The 19,845-nt window shown below is 41.8% G+C and carries 27 protein-coding genes and 2 riboswitches; of the genes, 19 read left to right on the plus strand and 8 right to left on the minus strand.

The genetic code is table 11. The features are described 5' to 3' along the window. Positions 1-3: 3 nt before the first annotated feature. Genes comGC through AMR95_RS18565 form a run of 6 tightly spaced genes read left to right on the plus strand, consistent with a single transcriptional unit; the run spans position 4 to position 2,110 of the window. Positions 4-297, plus strand: coding sequence for a competence type IV pilus major pilin ComGC (comGC, locus tag AMR95_RS18540; RefSeq protein WP_024422977.1), 294 nt, complete (start codon positions 4-6; stop codon positions 295-297). Then, positions 290-736 (plus strand): competence type IV pilus minor pilin ComGD, encoded by a 447-nt coding sequence (gene comGD, locus AMR95_RS18545; protein ID WP_058839084.1) that lies wholly within the window; start codon positions 290-292, stop codon positions 734-736. The genes comGC and comGD overlap by 8 nt, the downstream gene beginning before the upstream one ends. Further along, positions 720-1,037, plus strand: coding sequence for a competence type IV pilus minor pilin ComGE (gene comGE / locus AMR95_RS18550; RefSeq protein ID WP_058839085.1), 318 nt, complete (start codon positions 720-722; stop codon positions 1,035-1,037). Before comGD ends, comGE begins: the two co-directional genes overlap by 17 nt. Then, positions 946-1,476 (plus strand): competence type IV pilus minor pilin ComGF, encoded by a 531-nt coding sequence (comGF, locus tag AMR95_RS18555; RefSeq protein ID WP_268502873.1) that lies wholly within the window; start codon positions 946-948, stop codon positions 1,474-1,476. Before comGE ends, comGF begins: the two co-directional genes overlap by 92 nt. Further along, on the plus strand, positions 1,473-1,856 hold the full coding sequence (locus tag AMR95_RS18560; protein WP_058839087.1) for a competence type IV pilus minor pilin ComGG: 384 nt from the start codon (positions 1,473-1,475) through the stop codon (positions 1,854-1,856). The genes comGF and AMR95_RS18560 overlap by 4 nt, the downstream gene beginning before the upstream one ends. Before the next feature lie 59 nt (positions 1,857-1,915). Further along, positions 1,916-2,110 (plus strand): YqzE family protein, encoded by a 195-nt coding sequence (locus AMR95_RS18565; RefSeq protein WP_024718846.1) that lies wholly within the window; start codon positions 1,916-1,918, stop codon positions 2,108-2,110. Positions 2,111-2,143: 33 nt separating this feature from the next. Here AMR95_RS18565 and AMR95_RS18570 read toward each other — a convergent pair whose 3' ends face one another. Continuing rightward, a complete protein-coding gene (locus tag AMR95_RS18570) occupies positions 2,144-2,422 on the minus strand; it encodes a DUF3889 domain-containing protein (RefSeq protein ID WP_064497648.1) in 279 nt (92 codons plus the stop codon). Between the two features lie 299 nt (positions 2,423-2,721). Between AMR95_RS18570 and tapA the strand changes: the two genes are divergently transcribed. The 3 genes from tapA to tasA are packed head-to-tail and all read left to right on the plus strand — an operon-like array spanning position 2,722 to position 4,731. Further along, positions 2,722-3,249 carry an amyloid fiber anchoring/assembly protein TapA gene (tapA, locus tag AMR95_RS18575; protein WP_058839089.1) on the plus strand — a complete coding sequence of 176 codons (528 nt, stop codon included), beginning with the start codon at positions 2,722-2,724 and terminating at the stop codon, positions 3,247-3,249. A gap of 51 nt (positions 3,250-3,300) precedes the next feature. Beyond that, complete coding sequence (gene sipW / locus AMR95_RS18580) at positions 3,301-3,873, plus strand: signal peptidase I SipW (RefSeq protein WP_047202287.1); 573 nt, start codon at positions 3,301-3,303, stop codon at positions 3,871-3,873. 57 nt (positions 3,874-3,930) lie between these two features. Beyond that, the gene (gene tasA / locus AMR95_RS18585) at positions 3,931-4,731 is read left to right on the plus strand and encodes a biofilm matrix protein TasA (protein ID WP_039179929.1); all 801 of its coding nucleotides are present in this window, start codon (positions 3,931-3,933) and stop codon (positions 4,729-4,731) included. Positions 4,732-4,798: 67 nt separating this feature from the next. Here tasA and sinR read toward each other — a convergent pair whose 3' ends face one another. The 4 genes from sinR to AMR95_RS18600 form a co-directional block, all read right to left on the minus strand. After that, positions 4,799-5,134, minus strand: a complete 336-nt coding sequence (gene sinR, locus AMR95_RS18590; protein ID WP_024422969.1) for a transcriptional regulator SinR — start codon at positions 5,132-5,134, stop codon at positions 4,799-4,801. 33 nt (positions 5,135-5,167) lie between these two features. Next, a complete protein-coding gene (locus AMR95_RS19075) occupies positions 5,168-5,332 on the minus strand; it encodes an anti-repressor SinI family protein (protein WP_073206269.1) in 165 nt (54 codons plus the stop codon). Positions 5,333-5,514: 182 nt separating this feature from the next. Beyond that, positions 5,515-6,312, minus strand: a complete 798-nt coding sequence (locus AMR95_RS18595; protein WP_039179926.1) for a YqhG family protein — start codon at positions 6,310-6,312, stop codon at positions 5,515-5,517. A gap of 14 nt (positions 6,313-6,326) precedes the next feature. Continuing rightward, positions 6,327-7,997: a DEAD/DEAH box helicase gene (locus tag AMR95_RS18600; protein ID WP_058839090.1), complete on the minus strand. Its 1,671-nt coding sequence runs from the start codon at positions 7,995-7,997 to the stop codon at positions 6,327-6,329. 248 nt (positions 7,998-8,245) lie between these two features. Continuing rightward, positions 8,246-8,352: riboswitch (glycine riboswitch) on the plus strand. Positions 8,353-8,355: 3 nt separating this feature from the next. Beyond that, a riboswitch (glycine riboswitch) is annotated at positions 8,356-8,449 on the plus strand. A 99-nt stretch (positions 8,450-8,548) separates the two neighbouring features. On the opposite strand from AMR95_RS18600, the gene gcvT reads away from it, so the two are divergent. From gcvT to gcvPB, 3 genes are read left to right on the plus strand one after another with little or no spacing between them, the layout of a single operon-like run. Beyond that, on the plus strand, positions 8,549-9,646 hold the full coding sequence (gene gcvT / locus AMR95_RS18605; protein WP_058839091.1) for a glycine cleavage system aminomethyltransferase GcvT: 1,098 nt from the start codon (positions 8,549-8,551) through the stop codon (positions 9,644-9,646). Positions 9,647-9,662: 16 nt separating this feature from the next. Next, positions 9,663-11,009 carry an aminomethyl-transferring glycine dehydrogenase subunit GcvPA gene (gene gcvPA / locus AMR95_RS18610; RefSeq protein WP_024427996.1) on the plus strand — a complete coding sequence of 449 codons (1,347 nt, stop codon included), beginning with the start codon at positions 9,663-9,665 and terminating at the stop codon, positions 11,007-11,009. Then, positions 11,002-12,462, plus strand: coding sequence for an aminomethyl-transferring glycine dehydrogenase subunit GcvPB (gene gcvPB, locus AMR95_RS18615; protein WP_039179914.1), 1,461 nt, complete (start codon positions 11,002-11,004; stop codon positions 12,460-12,462). Before gcvPA ends, gcvPB begins: the two co-directional genes overlap by 8 nt. Before the next feature lie 44 nt (positions 12,463-12,506). Here gcvPB and AMR95_RS18620 read toward each other — a convergent pair whose 3' ends face one another. Continuing rightward, positions 12,507-12,887: a rhodanese-like domain-containing protein gene (locus tag AMR95_RS18620; protein ID WP_039183198.1), complete on the minus strand. Its 381-nt coding sequence runs from the start codon at positions 12,885-12,887 to the stop codon at positions 12,507-12,509. Between the two features lie 219 nt (positions 12,888-13,106). Here AMR95_RS18620 and AMR95_RS18625 point away from each other — a divergent pair, with 219 nt between their 5' ends. The 3 genes from AMR95_RS18625 to AMR95_RS18635 all read left to right on the plus strand — a co-directional run bounded on the left by AMR95_RS18625 (position 13,107) and on the right by AMR95_RS18635 (position 15,443). Then, positions 13,107-13,943: a lipoate--protein ligase family protein gene (locus AMR95_RS18625; protein ID WP_039179911.1), complete on the plus strand. Its 837-nt coding sequence runs from the start codon at positions 13,107-13,109 to the stop codon at positions 13,941-13,943. A gap of 85 nt (positions 13,944-14,028) precedes the next feature. Then, positions 14,029-14,463 carry a transcriptional regulator MntR gene (gene mntR / locus AMR95_RS18630; protein WP_003215946.1) on the plus strand — a complete coding sequence of 145 codons (435 nt, stop codon included), beginning with the start codon at positions 14,029-14,031 and terminating at the stop codon, positions 14,461-14,463. A gap of 104 nt (positions 14,464-14,567) precedes the next feature. Continuing rightward, positions 14,568-15,443, plus strand: a complete 876-nt coding sequence (locus tag AMR95_RS18635; protein ID WP_047202281.1) for a patatin-like phospholipase family protein — start codon at positions 14,568-14,570, stop codon at positions 15,441-15,443. Here the strand turns inward: AMR95_RS18635 and AMR95_RS18640 are convergent. Both AMR95_RS18640 and AMR95_RS18645 read right to left on the minus strand, forming a co-directional pair. Further along, positions 15,440-15,835 (minus strand): SA1362 family protein, encoded by a 396-nt coding sequence (locus AMR95_RS18640; protein WP_039179905.1) that lies wholly within the window; start codon positions 15,833-15,835, stop codon positions 15,440-15,442. The genes AMR95_RS18635 and AMR95_RS18640 overlap by 4 nt on opposite strands. Before the next feature lie 38 nt (positions 15,836-15,873). Beyond that, positions 15,874-16,830 (minus strand): DUF1385 domain-containing protein, encoded by a 957-nt coding sequence (locus AMR95_RS18645; RefSeq protein WP_039179902.1) that lies wholly within the window; start codon positions 16,828-16,830, stop codon positions 15,874-15,876. Between the two features lie 223 nt (positions 16,831-17,053). Here AMR95_RS18645 and AMR95_RS18650 point away from each other — a divergent pair, with 223 nt between their 5' ends. From AMR95_RS18650 to efp, 4 genes are all read left to right on the plus strand, one after another. Next, positions 17,054-17,581, plus strand: coding sequence for a YqhR family membrane protein (locus AMR95_RS18650; protein ID WP_039179901.1), 528 nt, complete (start codon positions 17,054-17,056; stop codon positions 17,579-17,581). A gap of 108 nt (positions 17,582-17,689) precedes the next feature. Further along, positions 17,690-18,133, plus strand: a complete 444-nt coding sequence (aroQ, locus tag AMR95_RS18655) for a type II 3-dehydroquinate dehydratase (RefSeq protein WP_058839092.1) — start codon at positions 17,690-17,692, stop codon at positions 18,131-18,133. Next, a complete protein-coding gene (locus AMR95_RS18660) occupies positions 18,127-19,191 on the plus strand; it encodes a M24 family metallopeptidase (protein ID WP_172881306.1) in 1,065 nt (354 codons plus the stop codon). Before aroQ ends, AMR95_RS18660 begins: the two co-directional genes overlap by 7 nt. A gap of 25 nt (positions 19,192-19,216) precedes the next feature. Next, positions 19,217-19,774, plus strand: a complete 558-nt coding sequence (efp, locus tag AMR95_RS18665) for an elongation factor P (protein WP_024422954.1) — start codon at positions 19,217-19,219, stop codon at positions 19,772-19,774. The last annotated feature ends 71 nt before the right edge of the window (positions 19,775-19,845 follow it).

Consider the following 19,845-nt stretch of genomic DNA (forward strand, 5'->3'; position numbering starts at 1 on the left):
GACATGAATGATAAAGGGTTTACCCTGTTAGAAATGTTAATTGTCATGCTCGTGATATCCATTCTTTTACTCATTACCATACCGAATATCACACGTCATCACCAAGCAATTCAAGCAAAGGGCTGTGAAGGGCTCAAATCAATGGTCAGCACACAAGTGATGGCATATGAATTAGAGCATGATGGGAAGACGCCATCTTTAGCTGAGTTAGAAAAAGAAGGTTATGTTAAAAAGGGATTAACCTGTCCTAATGGAAAAGCGATTGTCATTCAAAACGGCAACGTGAAGCATGAATAAATTACTTTTACATGAGAAGGGTTTTACCCTCATAGAGCAGCTAATGATCTTACTAGTTCTATCGATTCTATTGTCGATCATAGGAATGAAAATCCCAAATTTAATAGTAAGCGCTGAAGCCAAAAGACAAGTAAACATCATGAAACAAGATCTTCAATTGGCATCATATACTGCATTTATCAAAAAAACACGTGTGCATGTTGAGATCCAACCGCCGCATGTATCTTATCAGGTAATAGATCAAAAGAGTAACGAAGTCATTGCTTCTTATCAGCATAAAAAGGGCAGCATCAAGACTTCTACATTCTCGCAAGGTATCTATTTTAATGAAAACGGACATCCAAGCAGCGGTGGATCTCTCATTGTCGAATTTGGCAGTCAAACGTATAAACTCACGATTTATTTAGGAAGCGGGCGAATCCATGTTCAAAAGCAATAGAGGGTTTAGTACGATTGAAACGCTGTTTGCTTGTCATATCTTCCTATTTGCAGCCCTTGTGATTATGCCGGCCTATGAAAAAATCATGATGGGGAAAAAGGAAGTAAGAGCCAAACTTGATGCTTACCAAATCTTGCATGAACAGATGAATGAAGCGTTCATAGAAGGTAAAAAATCTTCTGTCAAAAAGAAGCGAGGCGACAACACATATGTATTCAATTGGAGTAAAGAGAAGGGATGTGTATCATACAAATTGCAAAAAAAGCAGACGATATGCTTTCACCAGGTTGCGGAACGGTGAACAAGGTTTTACCCTTGTCCAGGCTTTGTGGCAATTGCAGCTATTTTTGTTCCTCTCTTTTGGCTGTGTATTGATCTTTTCAACAGCTGAGAAAGCCCTTCCTTTTGAAGAGATTCACCGATTTTCACAAATGGAGTGGAAACAGACTGTCCTGCAATTAGATGAGGAATTAAGCCGTGCAACGGCTGTTCGATCGGTGCAAGGAGGTAATGCGTTAGAGTATGTATCTGATCAAGGGCGAGTGGTAACGATTGAGCCATATCAAGAGATGCTTCGAAAACGAACGGATCAAACTGGACATCTTCCTTTATTGCACAAGGTAAAACAATTTCAGGTGAGAACGAGTCAGCATAGAGCCATCCTGAAAGTCACAGATGGATCTGGTAAGGTTCATGAAGCCGTTTTTTTCACATATAAAGGGGTGGTTCCTAAATCGTGAAAAGAGAGGAAGGGTTTATCTATCCGCATGTGCTTGCTGTGATCCTATTTTTTCTCTTGATCCTAGGAGCGATAACGATGGGCTTTCAAAAAGAGCTGAGAAGTGCAGAGCTCACGATTTCTTTTTATAAAAAACAGCATCTTTTTAGGGTGGGTGTGAGTGAAGCTGCCAGCTCAGTAAAACGCATATGTGAAAAGCAGAAGGTCCATATTGATACTGAAGAAGGCCATGTGACATTGAAGCAGATAAAATGTGATCAACAGAAAAAACGTGTCCTCGCTTTGGTGAGGGTGAAAACAAAGGATGGCTTATCCGATGAGCGGGAGCTGATGCTGGATTGGAAGACCGGTGAAATCATGAGATGGGCAAATCCTGATTAGCCAGTGTATAAAATCATCCTCTTTCTGGTAACACTTGAAGGAAGAAGAGGTGAATTTGCTTGAAAACAAATGACTATGTAAAATATATGACGCAGGAAATCATTAAATATATGAATACACCACGAGACGAACGGAAGGAACACAAACAAGAAAAAATGGAAACAAAACCGCCGTTTTCACAGCGATTATTTGGGGTTCTGCCGTTTGGCTTCTCCATGATGCTTAAAAAACGTCAGCGACATCGACGAAAGTAAAAAGCCGCCAGCAGGCGGTTTTTTTATGCCATTTTAGTTGTATTCCTCCACAACAATCACTTTATTCACCTTATTTGAGTAAGGATTATAGGAAATGGTGACAAACACCCCAAATTCCTTTGTATGGTCTTTTAACGTAATATGATACTGTTTTACAGATTCCTTATCGCGGTGGCGGTCCCATACTTTTTGTTTAAATAAGACTTGCGTTAGCGGGTATCTTTTTTTAGCTTCTTTGACTGCTCGCATTTCCCATTGGTCTGTGGCGGCAGTCAAACCTCTCGCATCCACAGGTTTGACGTCTAGCATCATAGGACTCAGCAGTAAACTGAGCATGATTATGATTTTTCCATATTTCACTTAACATCACCTCACCTCTTCATATCCTGACCAAATCCTACATTTTTATGTAAGTTTTAAGAAGTACAAATGTCACACAAAAAAATATTGAATATGGCGAAAGAATGAGAAAATGGAAGAATTTTCTCGCAATTGTTCTTGTTTAAGAACAAAATGAACTAATTTGACGTTTTGGGTTTTATAGGTATTTCCTTATACTGTATATAATCGTTCTTTTTAAAGAACAACCGTTCAAGGAGTTGAAGGGATTAATGAAACAGTCGCTCTTTGTCCTTTTTTGTGCCATTTGTTTGATGTTGACATCTTTCCTCATGACACCAACGAATGCCTCTTTTAACGATGTCGAGCACAAAAATTTTGTTATGAAAACATGTGAAAACTTTGAACAGACAGATCAGCATTGTCAGCCTAAAAAATGGGATCAAAGTCAATTGGAGCTTGTGGATCAAACGATGATCGAAGGAACAGTCTGCGCACCTCAAAGGCTGAGCATGACACTAAAAAATAGTGGACAGCCTATTGCGTACTCTGAATGGAAGTGGGAATTACATAAAGTGGGAAATGGTCAGGAGCCATTACAAGATGGTCATATTCTTGAAAAGGGCTCCATAAAGTCCCTATTGTCGCAAGAAACAGCGACTGTCACGACAGATAAAGCAAAAACAAATGGAATCTATGCATTTAAAATCTTTTATCCTAAAGGATTTGGCGCATCTGATAAGGCGTACTTTTGGTCTAAACAGATGGTGCTCTCAAAGTGTCAAGAAAAGGCGTCCTAAATGGAGCTGTCTTTTAAATCGAGAAATGATAGGCGAAGGGGAGAAGGGGTCATGAAAAAATGGATGAAGATGTCTGGGAGTATTCTTTATGTGGTGGTGTTCACGGTGATGATAGCCTCAATTATTGTCGTGTTGTCATCAAGAACAACAGGAGGAGAACCTCAGATTTTCGGTTATCAATTGAAGCAAGTATTATCAGGTTCGATGGAACCAGAATTTTCAGCTGGGTCACTGATTGTTGTAAAGCAGGTCGCCTCACCTGAGACGCTCAAAAAAGGAGATATTATTACGTTCCAAACAAAGCAGGATCAGTCCTTTGTGACCCACCGAATTGTTGGGGTGAAAGGAAAGGATGCAAATAAAGCGTTTGAGACGAAGGGTGACAATAATATGTATCAGGACGGCACGCTGGTAAAAGCGGATCAGGTGACTGCGCAGTATATGGGAGTGAACATTCCTTATGCAGGAAAGCTTCTTTCGTATGCAGGGACATCAGCTGGAACTGCTTTGCTCCTTATTATACCGGGTGTCATGCTGCTTGTTTATTCAACCATTCATTTTGTGGGCGCAGCGAAACACCGTAGACACACGGCTGATGTACATATGTCAGAGGAACAAGCTTAAATCGTTTGTAACCTAATCAGGTTTCAATAAAACAAAATATTAGGGGGTTTATTATTCATGGCAATGAAGAAATCAATTCGTTTAGGTGTATTATCAGGGGCTTTAGGTCTTGCATTAATCGGCGGGGGAACATGGGCGGCGTTTAATGATTTTGAAAAGGCAAATGCGGTCTACTCGACAGGAGAGCTGGATTTATCTGCTAAAGAGAACTCCGGCGCCATCAACCTTTCGAACTTAAAACCTGGTGATCGGATCAAGAAAGAATTTCATTTTGATAATAAGGGATCACTAGCGATAAACCAAGTGCTGATGAGTCTTGATTATAGCCAGTTTACAGATGGATCTTCCGCGAAGAATGGCGGTAAGAATACAGCTGAAGAATTTCTCAGTCAGTTTCAGGTGAGTGTTCTGACGGTTGGAGCCGAAGGTGGAAATGGTTATCCGAAAAACATTATTTTAGACCATGCAAACCTGCTTGACTTGCATCAATTAACGTCAAAACAGGATCAGACCGCATTTGAAAAGCTTCGTCATGCCGTCGATGAGAAGTTTTTACATGAAAGTGGGAAAATTAATGTAGCAACTGTTGATGGAACAGTGGCTCCAGAGTATGACGGCATTCCAAAGAATCCGTTTGATTACGATAAAGTGGAAATGACCATTGAATTTATCAATGACCAGACGAAGGATAAAGCTGGTCACTATATCCAAAATAAATACCAAGGCGATGCGATTCAAATTGATCTTTCCTTCGAAGCGACTCAGTGGAATGGTTTAACGATCAATCCAAAAAAGCATACGGATGAAAAAGGCTACGTGAAAGAAAACGAAAAAGCACACAGCGAAGATAAAAAATAAAGCCAGTCTTTAGGCTGATATCAAGATCTGCATAGCAATTGGAGGAGTATGCGCTAAAACGTGCGCTTTACTCCTCTTCTTGCTTTTTTCTCCAGATTTGATAATCTAAAAATTCACGAAATTGCTTTTTCGAAACCCCTGATGTCATTGCATCTCGAACTAGTTTTTCCCATTCACTATCTAATTGACCATCGTATTCGGTTTCATCTTTTTCGTTTAAAAGTGTATGAACCGAGACGTCCAGAACAGCGGAGACTTTTTCAAGAAATTGAATGGAGGGGTTTGTTTGCAAGTTTCTTTCTATTGAGCTTAAATAAGACTTCGCTACCCCAGCCTTTTCGGCCAGTTCTGATAGTGAGTAGCCTTTTTCATTGCGGTATTGTTTAATACGCTGGCCAATCAATGTCATCACCTTCCTTTCGATATTATAGCACATTCAGAAAGGTTTGATAGAATGACTTCTTACCAGAGGGGGAGACTCAGAGGACTTTTCATTTGATTTGAGGAAATGACGGACTTCTTCAACTGTTAGTCCTGCCTTGCGAGCTTCACGTAATAATTGAACCCATTCACTGTCTAATTTGTTCGTTTTCTTTTCCATACAAATACCCTCCTAAAATACTGAATCATGTATTTCAGGCACTTAACGCATGAAATGGAAAGACATAGGTGGTAAGACCTCATAGTTTGCTTGCGTCATGTTTCCGCCCAATACAAACAGACAAACTTAGCTTTAGACTGATCGAAAATTGTAAGTCACATAAAAGGGGAGGGGACTATGGGTCAACCTCCTCTTTTTTGCTGTAAGTAAAAAAGTCCGCCATTTTCAATCGTAAGACTGATTTTTGGTTCGTATAAAGTTTTGAGTGCTTGCCTTTCTATTTCATATTCTACAGATGTGTCTGAAGTCCCTTCATAAAATTGGTTTAAAAGTTCGGAGTCTTCTTTCCATTTTTGAACGGCTCGCACTGCCCAGTCGTCCGGTTCCTCATGGGCATAACGTTCCATAAGGCTGTAGAGCCGTTTGATTCCGCTTTCTGGCTTAATCATTGTACTCATCGTAAAACAATAATCGGGAATTTGAGACGACAGCTCACGAGCTTCCAGCTTTTCTTGAAATTGTTCAATGACTTCTCCGCGTATAAGATGGAGTCCTAATGATAAAAGCTTATCCTTCTTCCGGTCTGCAAGGTAAGAAATTTTTACATTGAGACCAAGCCATGGCTCAAGTGCGATCTGATTGTTCGTGAGCGGGCTGACTCGTTCATAAAGCCGGATAAAACGGCCCTGTTGTTTGACCGCCTCAAATATTTGAAATAACCGGGGGGAGCCGAAATGGATGAATTCACCACTGACCGTATCACCCGCTTTTTTTTGATCTGTGATGAAAGTCAATTGCCGCGGTTCAGGTACACCGCCAGTTTTTTCAAGCCAGTGCCAATAAAAAGGACGGTTCATAATCAATTTATCCATTTCGATTGTCAGCTGTACGGTCATATGTCCTGCACTTTCTTCTAATATGCTGCATTGATTCGCCTTGAAAAAACGGAGAAGAAAGGTGTGAATGTCATGCTGCTCCATTGATCAACTCTCCTTTATGAGCCCTGCTGTCTCTTTTCTAAAAGTGGTGTTTGTGCTTCAGTTAAATAAGAAGCAAATTGGGTTAATTTCTTTTTCATGTCTCCATCAGATTCATGCTGGAAGAGAATTTGATGCAACTCTGTTTCGACTTCTTCAATATCAATTCTCGTTAAAATATCATCTAAATCGCCTATGACGTTTTCGAACAGCTGAATTTTTTCATATAAAAGCTTTAAAATATGCTCTTCAACTGTTCCGTTCGTTGCCATATTGTAAATGTGGACATCTCGTTCTTGGCCAAGGCGGTGGATACGTCCGATTCTCTGTTCTAAACGCATCGGGTTCCACGGGAGGTCGTAGTTAATGATTTGATTACAAAACTGAAGGTTGATCCCTTCGCCGCCAGCTTCTGTAGCAATTAACACTTGCGCCCGTTCTCTAAATAAATCTTTCATCCAATCTTTTTTACCCCGCTTAAAGCCGCCCCGAAATGGCACGGAGCTAATGCCATTTTGCTGTAGAAACCATTGTAAATAAATTTGTGTTGCGCGGTATTCGGTGAAAATAATGACTTTTTCATTTAACTGTTGAATGAGTTTGACCACTTCAAGCGCCTTTGAGTTTTGCTCCACTTGATTGATTTTCTCCATGATTTGCGCTATAGCAGAAGAGCCGAGAATATGCTTTTCTTCTTCCTGCATTTTTTTAATCGTCATATAAACTGCCTCACGGCTTGAACAGCATTCTCGTTCCAAGGTCATAATGGAAAACATATGCTTTGTATAAGACGGATTCTCTTTCAGCTTGCAGATTTCATCATACAATGCTTGTTCTGTCGGAGAAAAATCAATGGAAATCGTTTTGACATGTCGTTTTGTCCACTCGATGCCTGTGTCTTGTCTTCGGTTTCGAATCATCACTTTATTGACGAGCTGTTTTAATCGGTCATGGTCTTCAAGCTGCAAGTCCTTTTTGGCAAAGATATCTTTAAATTGATGTTCATTTCCTAGGTGGCCCGGCTTCAGAAGGGAAACGAGATTAAATATTTCTCCGATCCGGTTTTGAATAGGTGTCGCTGTCAGCAGCAGACAGAATTTCTTATTCAGGTTTCTCACAAATTCATAGTTTTTCGTTTTATTGTTTTTCAGTTTGTGTGCTTCATCGATAATGACCATATCGTAGGCAATCGATAAAATCGTGTCTCGATGCGGCTGTCTTTTGGCTGTGTCAATGGAAGAAACGACAACGTCGCACTGCTCCCACACATAGCTCTTTTTTTGTTCAACAGCATCAATATAAAATTTCGTCCGCAGCTCCTGTACCCACTGAGATACAAGGGAGGCGGGGACAAGAATAAGAATTTTTTTGGCAAGTCCACGAATCATGTATTCTTTGATAATGAGTCCTGCTTCTACGGTTTTACCCAGTCCCACTTCATCTGCTAGAATGGCTTTCCCATTCATTTCTTCTACGACTCTTCTGGCTACTTCGAGCTGGTGCTGTAAAGGTGTGAATGCAGGCAGGTGCGCAGGAGCTTGCAGCCCCTCGAATGAATCAATGGCTGTGACTTTTTGAACCTGCGTCGCTAATCGATACATATCCCAGTTCGCCCAGGGGCCGTCTGATGAAAGCCGCTGCTGAAATTCATTTGCCCATTCCTGATCAAAAATCGTTTGAATATTCAATGTGGTCGCCTGCCTTTCTAGTAGGATCTGATAAATTGTTCTGTTTTTAAACGCTTCATTTTTTAAGAGGTCTCTAAAAGACTAGATATATGAATAAAAGCGAACGATATCGAAAGGTTATTTTAAAAATGTTAATGATTTTTCTGTTGCTCTCCATCCATTTCTAATGGTAGGATGTTGATAAGTGATCTAGAAAATAAGTCACCCATTTTGATAGTATGTCCAATAAATGTGAAAAATATGAGCGGATGATGGTATGGGGAGAGACTTGGCGGTTATTTTGCACTGGCAGGCGCCGAAGGAGCAAGCTGAATGATTCAGTGAATCTCTCAGGCAAAAGTACTCTTACCGGACGCAACTCTGGAGAGTGTTTGCTGATCGTTTTAGCAAACCACCAAAGGGGAAAACGCACAATGATGTTGTGCTGTAAACTTTCAGGTGCAAGGACAGAGACTTCTTTTTGATAAAAGGGAGCGCTCTGTCCTTTTTTGCTGTGATTTTTTTCTGAAAATTCAGCTTGCATTTGCACTAAAAGAAGGGGGAAACGATTGATGTTGAAACGAACACCGCTTTTTCATGCGTATGAAACGTTTGGCGCAAAAACCATTGACTTCGGGGGCTGGGAATTACCTGTCCAATTTTCTTCCATTAAAGAAGAACATGAAGCTGTTCGAACAAAAGCAGGGCTTTTTGATGTGTCTCACATGGGTGAGGTGGACGTCAAAGGTCAAGATGCCCTTCCTTTTTTACAAAGGTTATTAACCAACGATGTGTCTAAGCTGACAGACGGTAAGGCACTATATACAGCCATGTGTTATGAAGATGGCGGAACGGTAGATGACCTGCTCGTCTACCAAAAAGAAAAGAACCACTATTTACTTGTCATCAATGCATCAAATATCGATAAAGACGTGGATTGGCTTTTGAAGCACCAAGAGAAGGATGACGTATTGATCAAAAATATATCTGATCAAACCGCCTTGCTAGCGCTTCAAGGACCTCTTGCAGCTGACATCATCAAAGAGGTGGCGGATGAAGAGGTGACATCGCTTAAACCTTTTACGTTTTTATCAAAAGCTGAGGTCGCAAATAAAGAAGTGCTCGTTTCTAGAACAGGTTACACAGGGGAAGATGGCTTTGAAATCTACTGCCAGTCAGAAGATGCGGTCCACCTTTGGTCCGCTTTATTAGAAGCGGGGCAGCCAAAAGGATTAATACCGTGCGGACTCGGTGCACGTGATACCTTGAGATTTGAAGCAAGGCTTCCGCTTTATGGCCAGGAGCTGACAAAGGATATTTCTCCATTAGAAGGCGGAATTGGTTTTGCTGTCAAAACGGATAAAGAAGCTGATTTTATCGGAAAAGCAGCACTTAAAAAACAAAAAGAAGAGGGACTGAAGCGAAAGCTTGTCGGCATTGAAATGATTGAAAAAGGGATTCCGCGTACAGATTATCCAGTCTTTTCAGGAGAAAAGCAGGTTGGGTTTGTCACAACGGGCACTCAATCCCCAACATTAAAGAAAAATGTCGGGCTTGCTTTGATCGAAACCTCAGAAGCGGAGCTTGGGGCAGAGGTGGAAGTACAAGTTCGCAAAAAACGTCTAAAAGCCAAAATCGTCGCAACACCATTTTATAAAAGAGCCAAATAACGAGGGGGAATAGAGGATGAAGCACAGGTATTTGCCGCAAACAGAGCAAGATCAAAAAGAAATGCTGGATGTCATCGGCGTTCAGTCGATTGATGAGCTTTTTTCAGATATCCCAGAGAAGGTGAGATTCAAAGGAGCATACAACATCAAAGAAGCCGCATCTGAAACAGCGCTTGTCAGGGAATTATCCCGGCTAGCTGCAAAGAATAAGGATACAGTTTCCTATGCATCGTTTCTTGGTGCTGGTGTATATGATCATTACCAGCCTGTCATTGTCGATCATGTTATCTCACGCTCTGAATTTTATACAGCGTATACACCTTATCAGCCGGAGATTTCGCAAGGTGAATTGCAAGCGATCTTTGAATTTCAAACAATGATTGCTGAGCTGACTGGTATGGATCTAGCCAACTCCTCGATGTATGATGGCGGGACGGCACTAGCTGAAGCGGCAATGCTTGCTGCGGGACACACAAAGAAGAAAAAAGTGGTGGTTTCTGAAACGGTTCACCCTGAATCAAGAGCGGTGCTGAAAACATACGCCAAAGGACAAAACATTGAAGTTGTTGAAGTGCCTGCGAAAAAAGGGCAGACAGATTTAGCTGCACTGGAAAAGGCCGTCTGCGATGATACAGCAGCAGTTCTCGTGCAATATCCAAACTTTTTTGGTGTCGTCGAGCCGTTAAAAGACATTGAACCCATTGCACACAAAGGAAAAAGCCTGTTCATTGTCTCTAGCAATCCCCTCGCACTCGGGCTATTGACGCCGCCTGGAAAACTTGGGGCAGACATTGTCGTTGGTGATGCGCAGCCGTTCGGTATCCCAGCTGCATTTGGCGGACCTCACTGCGGATATTTTGCTGTGACGAAAAAGTTGATGAGAAAAGTGCCAGGTCGATTAGTCGGGCAGACAGAAGATGAAAATGGTGTTCGTGGATTTGTCCTGACTCTTCAAGCGCGTGAGCAGCACATTCGAAGAGATAAAGCGACGTCAAATATTTGCTCGAACCAAGCATTAAATGCGTTAGCTGCTTCTGTTGCCATGACGGCACTAGGGAAAACAGGCATAAAAGACATCGCCTATCAAAACGTGCAAAAAGCCCATTATGCCAAGACGCAGGCAGAAAAATATGGACTGCAGGCGGATGTAGAAGGGGCTCATTTTAATGAATTTGTGATCAAGTTACAGGAGCCTGTGAAAGAAGCCAATAAACGATTGCTTGAAAAAGGAATCATCGGCGGCTACGACTTAGGGCTAGACTACCCAGAGCTTCAGCAGCACATGCTTGTAGCCGTGACAGAGCTGAGAACAAAAGAAGAAATTGATACGTTTATCAAGGAATTGGGGGATCGCCATGAATAAACAAGATCAGCCGCTTATTTTTGAATTATCTAAAGAAGGAAGAATTGGGTACAGCCTGCCTGATTTAGATGTACCTGAACAGGAGATCCCGTCTTTATTTGATAAGACGTACATCCGTGATGAGGATGCTGAGCTTCCTGAAGTATCTGAGCTTGATATTATGCGTCATTATACAGCATTATCAAGACGCAATCATGGGGTCGATTCTGGATTTTATCCTCTTGGCTCTTGTACGATGAAATATAATCCAAAGATTAATGAAAAGGTTGCACGCCTTGCAGGTTTCTCGCAGGTCCATCCACTACAGGAGGCAGACACTGTACAAGGTGCATTGGAATTACTATACGATCTAGGTGAACATCTTGAAGAAATTACGGGGATGGACGCTGTGACATTACAGCCTGCGGCAGGAGCACATGGCGAGTGGACGGGACTCATGATGATCCGTGCGTACCATGAAGCAAGAGGAGATCATCAGCGTACAAAAGTCATTGTGCCTGATTCTGCTCATGGAACGAACCCGGCATCTGCGACAGTCGCTGGATTTGAAACCATTACTGTCGCATCTGATGAAAACGGGCTTGTTGATTTAGAAGATTTACGCCGCGTTGTTAATGAAGAAACAGCTGCTTTAATGCTTACAAACCCGAATACACTTGGCCTCTTTGAAGAAAATATTTTAGAAATGGCTGAAATCGTTCATGGAGCTGGCGGTAAACTTTATTATGACGGAGCCAACTTGAATGCGGTTTTAAGTAGAGCAAGACCAGGAGATATGGGATTTGATGTTGTCCACTTAAATCTTCATAAAACCTTTACAGGCCCACACGGAGGCGGAGGTCCTGGTTCAGGTCCAGTTGGCGTTAAAAAAGATTTAATTCCGTATTTGCCAAAGCCGGTGCTTGTAAAGAAGGAAGGTCGTTTTTACTTTGAATATGACCGTCCGGAATCAATCGGGCGCGTGAAGCCATTCTATGGCAACTTTGGCATTAACGTCAGAGCCTATGCGTACATCCGCTCTATGGGGCCAGACGGCTTAAAGGCTGTAACCGATAATGCCGTGTTAAATGCGAACTATATGATGCGCCGCTTAAGTGCTCATTATGATTTGCCGTTTGATCGTCACTGTAAGCATGAATTTGTCCTTTCAGGTAAACGTCAGAAAAAATTAGGTGTGCGGACACTGGATATTGCCAAACGATTACTTGATTTCGGCTACCATCCGCCAACGATCTACTTCCCGCTCAATGTAGAGGAATGTATCATGATTGAACCGACTGAAACAGAATCAAAAGAAACACTTGATGCATTCATCGAAGCAATGATTCAAATTGCGAAAGAAGCAGAAGAGAATCCTGAAGTGGTGCAGGAAGCGCCGCATACAACCGTCGTGAAACGTATGGACGAAACAAAGGCCGCTCGGAATCCCGTTCTCGTTTTTGAAAGAAAATAAAGAAAAAAGACTCAGGGGGAATCATGCTCCCAGAGTCTTTTTTGTTAGTTCTTCGTTTTAATGCGGCCGCCCCATTTTTTAAAGCCGCCTTTTAAATTATAAATCTCACGGCAGCCGTTTTTACGTAAAGTTTGGGCTGCTTTTCCGCTTCTGAAATTATTTTGACAATAGAGATAAACAGGCTTGTCAGGACGTATTTCATTTTTGCGCTGCTTTAGTTGGGAAAGAGGGATATTTCTTGCCCCTAAAATATGTCCGCCCTCAAACTCATTTGGCTCTCTCACATCAATGAGCTGGGCTTTGCGGTAACCTTTAATAAATTCTGCTTCCGTCAGCGTTTTCATAATGCGCTGCTGATAAATGTAGCTGCCGATGGAATAAAGAACAAAAAGTCCACAAAGTGAGAGGACGATATAGTTGAACATTGACAATACAACTCGACTCCTTCTTGAGCATCAGCACAGTAGCCTGTCTGATGGTACGTTTTAGACAAATACTATTATAGTAAAGCATAAGAAACTTGTCATCATAAATGGTAAGAATTATTTTCAATTCCGTTCCTATTTGATAGACTGATGAAGAGAGAAAACCGGTGGTCACCACCATCATCTAACATTGACTACGTAAAAGAGAAGGGATTTTATATGCAAAAAGAGAAATGGTGTTTCATTGATTCAGGAAACCAAGACCCTGCCTTTAACATGGCAATGGATGAAGCCTTGCTTTATTGGCATAGTGAGAAGCTCATTCCGCCTGTTATCCGCTTTTATGGATGGGATCCGGCGACATTATCTGTTGGGTATTTTCAGAACGTTGAAAAAGAAATCAACCTAGAAGCTGTCAAGCGCTATGGTCTTGGATTTGTCCGCAGACCAACCGGAGGACGAGGAGTACTACATGACCAGGAGCTGACCTACAGCGTGATCGTGTCAGAGGAACATCCAGAAATGCCAGCAACGGTGACAGAGGCGTACCGCGTCATTTCAGAAGGCATTTTAGAAGGCTTTAAAGAGCTGGGACTCGATGCGTATTTTGCCATTCCTCGTACAGATAAAGAAAAGGAAAGCTTAAAGAATCCAAGATCTTCTGTATGCTTTGATGCCCCTTCTTGGTACGAGCTTGTTGTAGAAGGCAGAAAGGTAGCGGGCAGTGCTCAGACGAGACAAAAAGGTGTCATCCTCCAGCATGGATCTATTTTAATTGACCTTGATGAGGATAAATTATTCGATTTGTTCCTTTATCCTAACGACCGGGTAAGAGAGCGGATGCAGCGAAGCTTTAAGAACAAAGCGGTTGCTATCAATGAAATCTCAGACCGAACTTGTACGATAGACGATGCGCGTGTTGCGTTTAAAAGAGGATTTGAAAAAGGATTAAATATTGAGCTTGAACCTTATGAGCTGACAGATGAAGAATTAGCGTTTGTCCATCATCTCGCCAAAACGAAATATGCCTCAGATGATTGGAATTACAAGCGTTAAGACGATGGACACTCCTTGTTTTTTAATGAACGATGGTGTAGAATTGGGTTGATTATTAAGTAAAGGTGCATTATGGAGGGGTTTTATGACTACACCTAGTATGGAAGATTACATTGAACAAATTTATATGCTGATAGAAGAAAAAGGATATGCCAGAGTCTCTGATATTGCAGAAGCACTCGCTGTCCATCCCTCCTCTGTAACAAAAATGGTTCAGAAGCTAGATAAAGATGAATACCTCATTTATGAGAAGTATCGTGGTCTAATTTTAACCCCGAAAGGCAAAAAAATTGGAAAACGTCTCGTATACAGACATGAACTGCTGGAGCAATTTTTAAGAATCATTGGTGTAGATGAAGAGAAAATTTATGATGATGTAGAAGGCATTGAACATCATCTCAGCTGGAACAGCATTGACCGCATCGGCGATCTCGTTCAATTTTTTGAAGAAAACGATGAGCGATCTGTTCAGCTGAAAGCGATTCAAAAGAAAAACGAACAAACAAATCAAGAATCTTAATCAAAAAGGACACCCTTAGCATGGGTGTCCTTTTTGATTAAAGTTCTAATTGAAAGCAAATGCTCCTACACTATTATTAGCGTGAAATCAAAGGGGGCTCCTTGATGAAGATAGATGGTGTGTTCTCAGGTGGAGGCATTAAGGGGGCAGCGCTTGCTGGTGCCTATGAAGCGCTTGAAGCGAGAGGATTTCAATTTGTCCGTCTTGCTGGTACAAGTGCTGGAGCAATCATTGCTTCACTCATCGCAGCAGGTTTTACAAGCCAGGAAATTCGGGAGCTTTTAGATGAAATGGATGAGCATCAATTGCTTGATAGAAGATGTCAATTCATCCCGTTCAAAATGCTTAGGTGGGTATCCATTTACTGGCGTCTTGGTCTTTATAAAGGAGACCGGCTGGAAAAATGGCTGACTGATGTGCTAAAACGAAAAGGGGTCACCGTGTTTGGAGACCTCAAAAAAGATTCGCTGAAAATTGTTGCGTCCGATTTAACGAATGGAAAAATCCTCGTACTGCCAGACGACCTTCCTTCATATGGCTTGAATCCAGAGCGGTTTTCCGTGGCGAGGGCCATTCGAATGAGCTGCAGCCTGCCTTATTTTTTCGAACCTGTCAAACTGAAGTCTTCAAAAGGCATTTGTACCATTGTAGATGGAGGAGTGCTTAGCAATTTTCCAATTTGGCTGTTTGCTGAAGAGAAAAAAAGACCGTTCGTCGGTGTCACATTAACGCCAAACGAAAAAGAACGCCCACAACACTCCATCCGCAATGCGTTTGAACTGTTTGGCGCTCTTTTTGAAACGATGCGTGGTGCTCATGACGAAAGACATATCGCCACAAAACACGAACGTCATATTATTTTTATTCCTGTAGAACACGTCATTGCCACTGATTTTCAACTCATGACAGAAAAGAAAAAGGCGCTCGTCGATCTAGGTAGACAGAAGGCCGAGCAATTTTTAAAAAGCTGGACATTTTAAAATAAGGCGCGATTCTTCTTTTTGTTTTTCTTGCCTTCAATCACAGTCAAATGTGTTTGGCTTTTCTTTTTGAGAAGGACGGGCTTAGACTTGTGGTCAGTCGGCACGCTTCGCAAATGAGTGACCCGATTTTTCATCTGGCTTTTCGTTTTTGGTTTAGGCTGCTGGTAGCGACGTTTTGATTGTTTGACTGCTTTGCGATAAAGATTGCCTTCTGTTCCAGTTCTTCGATTCATCAGCCATCTAAATAGGAAAAATAGGGCCGCTCCAATGATCACAACAGACAGCAGCATTGTAAAAAGTCTGCCTGGGTTCGTTGTGAGTAAGTACACAAATCCCAAAACACCTAAAGCGAAAATAATGGTAAAAGCAGGATGTACTCGGCGATTCATAACTGTCCACCTCCGAAGGAATTTACCGGATTTATAAGTTAGATCACTTGATGAGCAGAATCTGACGCTTGTTTTAGAGATGCTTCCTCTAAACGAAGAAGTTCATTAAAACTTGCAATGGCTACCTCGACTTGATCGTCAGAAGGTTCTTTTGTTGTAAGCAATTGCAGCCAAAGGCCAGGATAGCCAAGCACTTTAAGTACAGGCACTTCTCGGAGTTTGTTCGTGAGCTGAAGCACTTCAAATGAAATGCCCAGAACAACCGGAATGAGCGCCAAGCGGTTCAGAACTCTCACCCATAAAGGATCTGTCGGTACGAGTAAATAGACGAACATTCCAACAATGACAGTGAATAAAATAAAGCTGCTGCCGCATCGATAATGCAGACGGGATTGCTTTTGGACATTTTCCACTGTGATGTCAAGGTTCTGTTCATAGCAGTTTATGACTTTATGTTCTGCCCCATGATATTGAAATACTCTTTTAATTAAAGGGGTCATGGAAATAAAGTAAATATAGCCTAATAAAAGGACCAATTTAAAGAATGTTTCCACTGCGATTTGTGCGAAATTCCCTGAAAAGATGGGACGCACAAGCTCTGCTAAAAAGACAGGTACCAGGGTAAAGACAAATTTACTAAAGAGAAGAGAGAGAACTCCGATCACAGCAATGCCGAAAATCATGGATAATTTCGAGCCTTTTTGTTCTTTTTCAAGAGTATGATCTTCAGAAGGATCTAAGTCATATCGCTCACTGGAGAAGTTTAAGTGCTTACTGCCGTTTGCGCTTGCTTCAACAAGTGCAGCAACACCCCTGACAAAGGGGATTTTCTTGAGAAAGGCGGTTCGTTTATTGGAGGTCCGGGGAAGCTTCAAAAACTCAATGGACTGGTCCTTTCGCCGAATCGCTGTCACATAGTTCTTCTTACCTCCGAACATGACACCTTCGACAACTGCCTGCCCTCCATAAGCTGGAGGTTTTGTTTGATTGGACATATTTCATCAACCTGCCTGTTTCCTGTAATTTACATGCATTTCCTTATACCTTTATTGTACAGGAAATGAGGGGAAATCACTAGCGCCCAGGTCGATTATCTACTAGAATTCTATCTACCTCTTTTTAGCCAGTATACCCTGTTTTAAAAATTTTACACTCACGCATGGAAATCCTTTTTTTTCATGACATTTTGGACATACTACTTGCTGGAGGTGTTCACAAATGAAACGTGATGAAAAGAAAAACCAAGAAGAAAAAAATCAGTCCGTGCAAACGACATCACTTGTGGCAAGAGCAGCTGCTACAGGCTTTGTAGGCGGTGTTTTTTGGGGCTTTATCGGGTTTCTGACCTATGTGTTCCATTTTTCAGAGGTGAGTCCTAACATGCTGCTTCAGCCATTTGTGCTCGGAGAGTGGAAAAAGGGAGGACTTGGTACTTTTATAAGTATTATGCTGTTAGGAATTTTATCGATTGGAGCCGCCTTTATTTATTATGGGCTTTTAAAAAGGATCAAAGGCTTTTGGATGGGTCTGGTTTATGGCGGGCTTTTATGGCTGCTCGTTTTTTACGTATTTAATCCCATTTTCCCAGATGTAAAGCAAGTACATGACTTGCAGCAAAGCACCATTGTAACGACATTTTGCCTATATATTTTATATGGCATGTTTGTCGGGTACAGCATTTCGTTTGAATATAATGAATTGACGAGTCAAAAGCTTGCGAGGGCACTCGGGAAAAAGACAGAATAAAGTGTAAATCACCTATTCATATGATAAAATATTTTTGGAAACGAAAGGTTTCTAAGGAAAAAGAAACAGATCTCAATATAGATTGAATTAGGGTGAAGGAGTGGTCATATGCCTCATTTTCTTGTACTGAATGGACCCAATTTAAATAGGCTTGGCAAAAGAGAGCCTGCTGTTTATGGAAGTAAGACGCTGACAGATTTAGAGACAGATTTGTTCCAGTTTGCAGAACGAGCAAACATTCAATTAACGTTCTTTCAATCGAATCACGAAGGAGATTTGATTGATGCGCTCCACGAAGCAGAAGATCAGTACGATGGAGTCGTGTTTAACCCGGGTGCATTTACCCACTACAGCTATGCGCTGAGAGATGCCATTGCAAGTATTTCTTCATCTGTCATTGAAGTACATATCTCAAATGTTCATAAGAGAGAGGAATTCCGCCATCATTCTGTACTTGCTCCAGTATGCCAAGGGCAAATCGTTGGACTTGGCTTAGAAGGGTATAAATTGGCGATTCGTTATTTAGTCAGTGAAGGGGGAGCAGTATCATGAAACTTGAAAAACTAAGAACACTTTTAAGTGAATTAGAGATCGATGGCCTTGTCATTACGAGCAGCTTTAATTTACAGTACATGACCAGCTTTACCGGATCTGCCGGCCTTGCAGTTGTTTCAAAGGACCGGGCAGCTTTTATCACGGACTTCCGCTATACAGAGCAAGCGAAGGACCAAGTCAAAGGTTATGACATCATTGAACATAAAGGAAACATTGTGGAAACGGCTGCCCAAACGGCGAAGGAATTTGGAGTAAAACGCCTTGGGTTTGAACAAAACCATATGACATTTGCCACATATCAGCAGTACGCAGCCAAAGCAGGTGATATAGAGCTTGTTCCAGTCTCTGAATCAGTTGAAAAGTTGCGCTTGATTAAGTCTAGTGAAGAGATTAAGATATTAGAGGAAGCTGCGAAGATTGCAGATCACGCCTTTGATCATATTCTCACTTACATCAAGCCGGGCCTGACGGAAATTGCTGTCATGAACGAGCTTGAATTTTTCATGAGAAAAGAAGGTGCTGAAGGATCTTCATTCGATATGATTGTTGCTTCTGGTGTTCGTTCAAGCCTGCCGCACGGAAGAGCGAGTGAAAAGGTAATTGAATCTGGTGATTTAGTGACACTCGATTTCGGTGCTTACTATAAAGGCTATTGTTCTGATATGACAAGAACGATTGCTGTCGGAACACCAAGCGACAAGCTAAAGGAAATTTATCATATCGTATTAGAAGCAGAAAACGCTGGTGTGGATAGAATCAAGCCAGGCTTAACAGGAAAAGAAGCTGATCGCATCACACGAGACATCATTGAAAAGTACGGCTATGGTCAATACTTCGGGCATTCAACCGGGCACGGCCTAGGTATGGAAGTACATGAAGCGCCAGGCCTTTCCTCACGATCAGAGGTCGTTTTAGAAGAGGGAATGGTCGTCACAGTTGAGCCGGGGATTTACTTGCCAGATGTCGGCGGCGTGAGAATTGAGGATGATATTGTCCTGACAGCTGACGGCAATAAACGATTGACCCACTCACCGAAAGAACTTATCATATTATGATGGTGAAATGTAGGAGGATGACAAAATGATTTCAGTAAACGATTTTCGTACTGGCCTGACAATTGAAGTGGACGGCGGTATTTGGCGAGTAGTGGATTTCCAGCACGTAAAACCAGGGAAAGGCGCAGCGTTTGTTCGTTCGAAACTGCGTAACCTGCGTACTGGTGCCATTCAAGAAAAAACATTCCGCGCAGGCGAAAAAGTAGCGAAAGCTCAAATCGAAACAAAAACAATGCAATACTTGTATGCTAATGGTGATCAGCATGTCTTCATGGATACAAGTTCTTATGAGCAGCTTGAACTAAGTGAAGCACAAATTAAAGATGAGCTGAAATATTTGCTTGAAAATATGTCTGTTCAAATCGTGATGTACGGTGCTGAAACACTTGGAGTAGAACTTCCAAACACAGTAGAACTAGAAGTAGTAGAAACAGAGCCTGGTATTAAAGGTGACACAACATCAGGCGGTTCAAAACCTGCAAAAACTGAAACTGGTTTAATCGTCAACGTTCCTTTCTTTGTGAACCAAGGAGATAAACTAGTAATTAATACATCAGACGGCTCATACGTTTCAAGAGCGTAATGAACGAAAAAAGGCTGTAAACCTCGTGTTTACAGCCTTTGTCTTCTTTTCAGCGTGATAGAAAACCTTTG

It is taken from the genome of Bacillus sp. G1(2015b) (assembly GCF_001482475.1).
In the GTDB taxonomy this organism is placed as follows: Bacteria; Bacillota; Bacilli; order Bacillales; family Bacillaceae; genus Bacillus; species Bacillus safensis.

Coding starts and splice junctions, on each gene's coding strand:
- sipW (WP_047202287.1), top strand. CDS start 3,301: ATGAAAAAATGGATGAAGATGTCTGGGAGTATTCTTTATGTGGTGGTG.
- AMR95_RS18625 (WP_039179911.1), top strand. CDS start 13,107: ATGCAAAAAGAGAAATGGTGTTTCATTGATTCAGGAAACCAAGACCCT.
- AMR95_RS18635 (WP_047202281.1), top strand. CDS start 14,568: ATGAAGATAGATGGTGTGTTCTCAGGTGGAGGCATTAAGGGGGCAGCG.
- AMR95_RS18620 (WP_039183198.1), bottom strand. CDS start 12,887: ATGTTCAACTATATCGTCCTCTCACTTTGTGGACTTTTTGTTCTTTAT.
- AMR95_RS18570 (WP_064497648.1), bottom strand. CDS start 2,422: ATGATGCTAGACGTCAAACCTGTGGATGCGAGAGGTTTGACTGCCGCC.
- tasA (WP_039179929.1), top strand. CDS start 3,931: ATGGCAATGAAGAAATCAATTCGTTTAGGTGTATTATCAGGGGCTTTA.
- comGF (WP_268502873.1), top strand. CDS start 946: ATGTATTCAATTGGAGTAAAGAGAAGGGATGTGTATCATACAAATTGC.
- aroQ (WP_058839092.1), top strand. CDS start 17,690: ATGCCTCATTTTCTTGTACTGAATGGACCCAATTTAAATAGGCTTGGC.
- AMR95_RS19075 (WP_073206269.1), bottom strand. CDS start 5,332: ATGGAAAAGAAAACGAACAAATTAGACAGTGAATGGGTTCAATTATTA.
- gcvPB (WP_039179914.1), top strand. CDS start 11,002: ATGAATAAACAAGATCAGCCGCTTATTTTTGAATTATCTAAAGAAGGA.
- AMR95_RS18645 (WP_039179902.1), bottom strand. CDS start 16,830: ATGTCCAATCAAACAAAACCTCCAGCTTATGGAGGGCAGGCAGTTGTC.
- gcvPA (WP_024427996.1), top strand. CDS start 9,663: ATGAAGCACAGGTATTTGCCGCAAACAGAGCAAGATCAAAAAGAAATG.
- efp (WP_024422954.1), top strand. CDS start 19,217: ATGATTTCAGTAAACGATTTTCGTACTGGCCTGACAATTGAAGTGGAC.
- comGE (WP_058839085.1), top strand. CDS start 720: ATGTTCAAAAGCAATAGAGGGTTTAGTACGATTGAAACGCTGTTTGCT.
- mntR (WP_003215946.1), top strand. CDS start 14,029: ATGACTACACCTAGTATGGAAGATTACATTGAACAAATTTATATGCTG.
- comGC (WP_024422977.1), top strand. CDS start 4: ATGAATGATAAAGGGTTTACCCTGTTAGAAATGTTAATTGTCATGCTC.
- AMR95_RS18595 (WP_039179926.1), bottom strand. CDS start 6,312: ATGGAGCAGCATGACATTCACACCTTTCTTCTCCGTTTTTTCAAGGCG.
- AMR95_RS18650 (WP_039179901.1), top strand. CDS start 17,054: ATGAAACGTGATGAAAAGAAAAACCAAGAAGAAAAAAATCAGTCCGTG.
- gcvT (WP_058839091.1), top strand. CDS start 8,549: ATGTTGAAACGAACACCGCTTTTTCATGCGTATGAAACGTTTGGCGCA.
- comGD (WP_058839084.1), top strand. CDS start 290: ATGAATAAATTACTTTTACATGAGAAGGGTTTTACCCTCATAGAGCAG.
- tapA (WP_058839089.1), top strand. CDS start 2,722: ATGAAACAGTCGCTCTTTGTCCTTTTTTGTGCCATTTGTTTGATGTTG.
- AMR95_RS18640 (WP_039179905.1), bottom strand. CDS start 15,835: ATGAATCGCCGAGTACATCCTGCTTTTACCATTATTTTCGCTTTAGGT.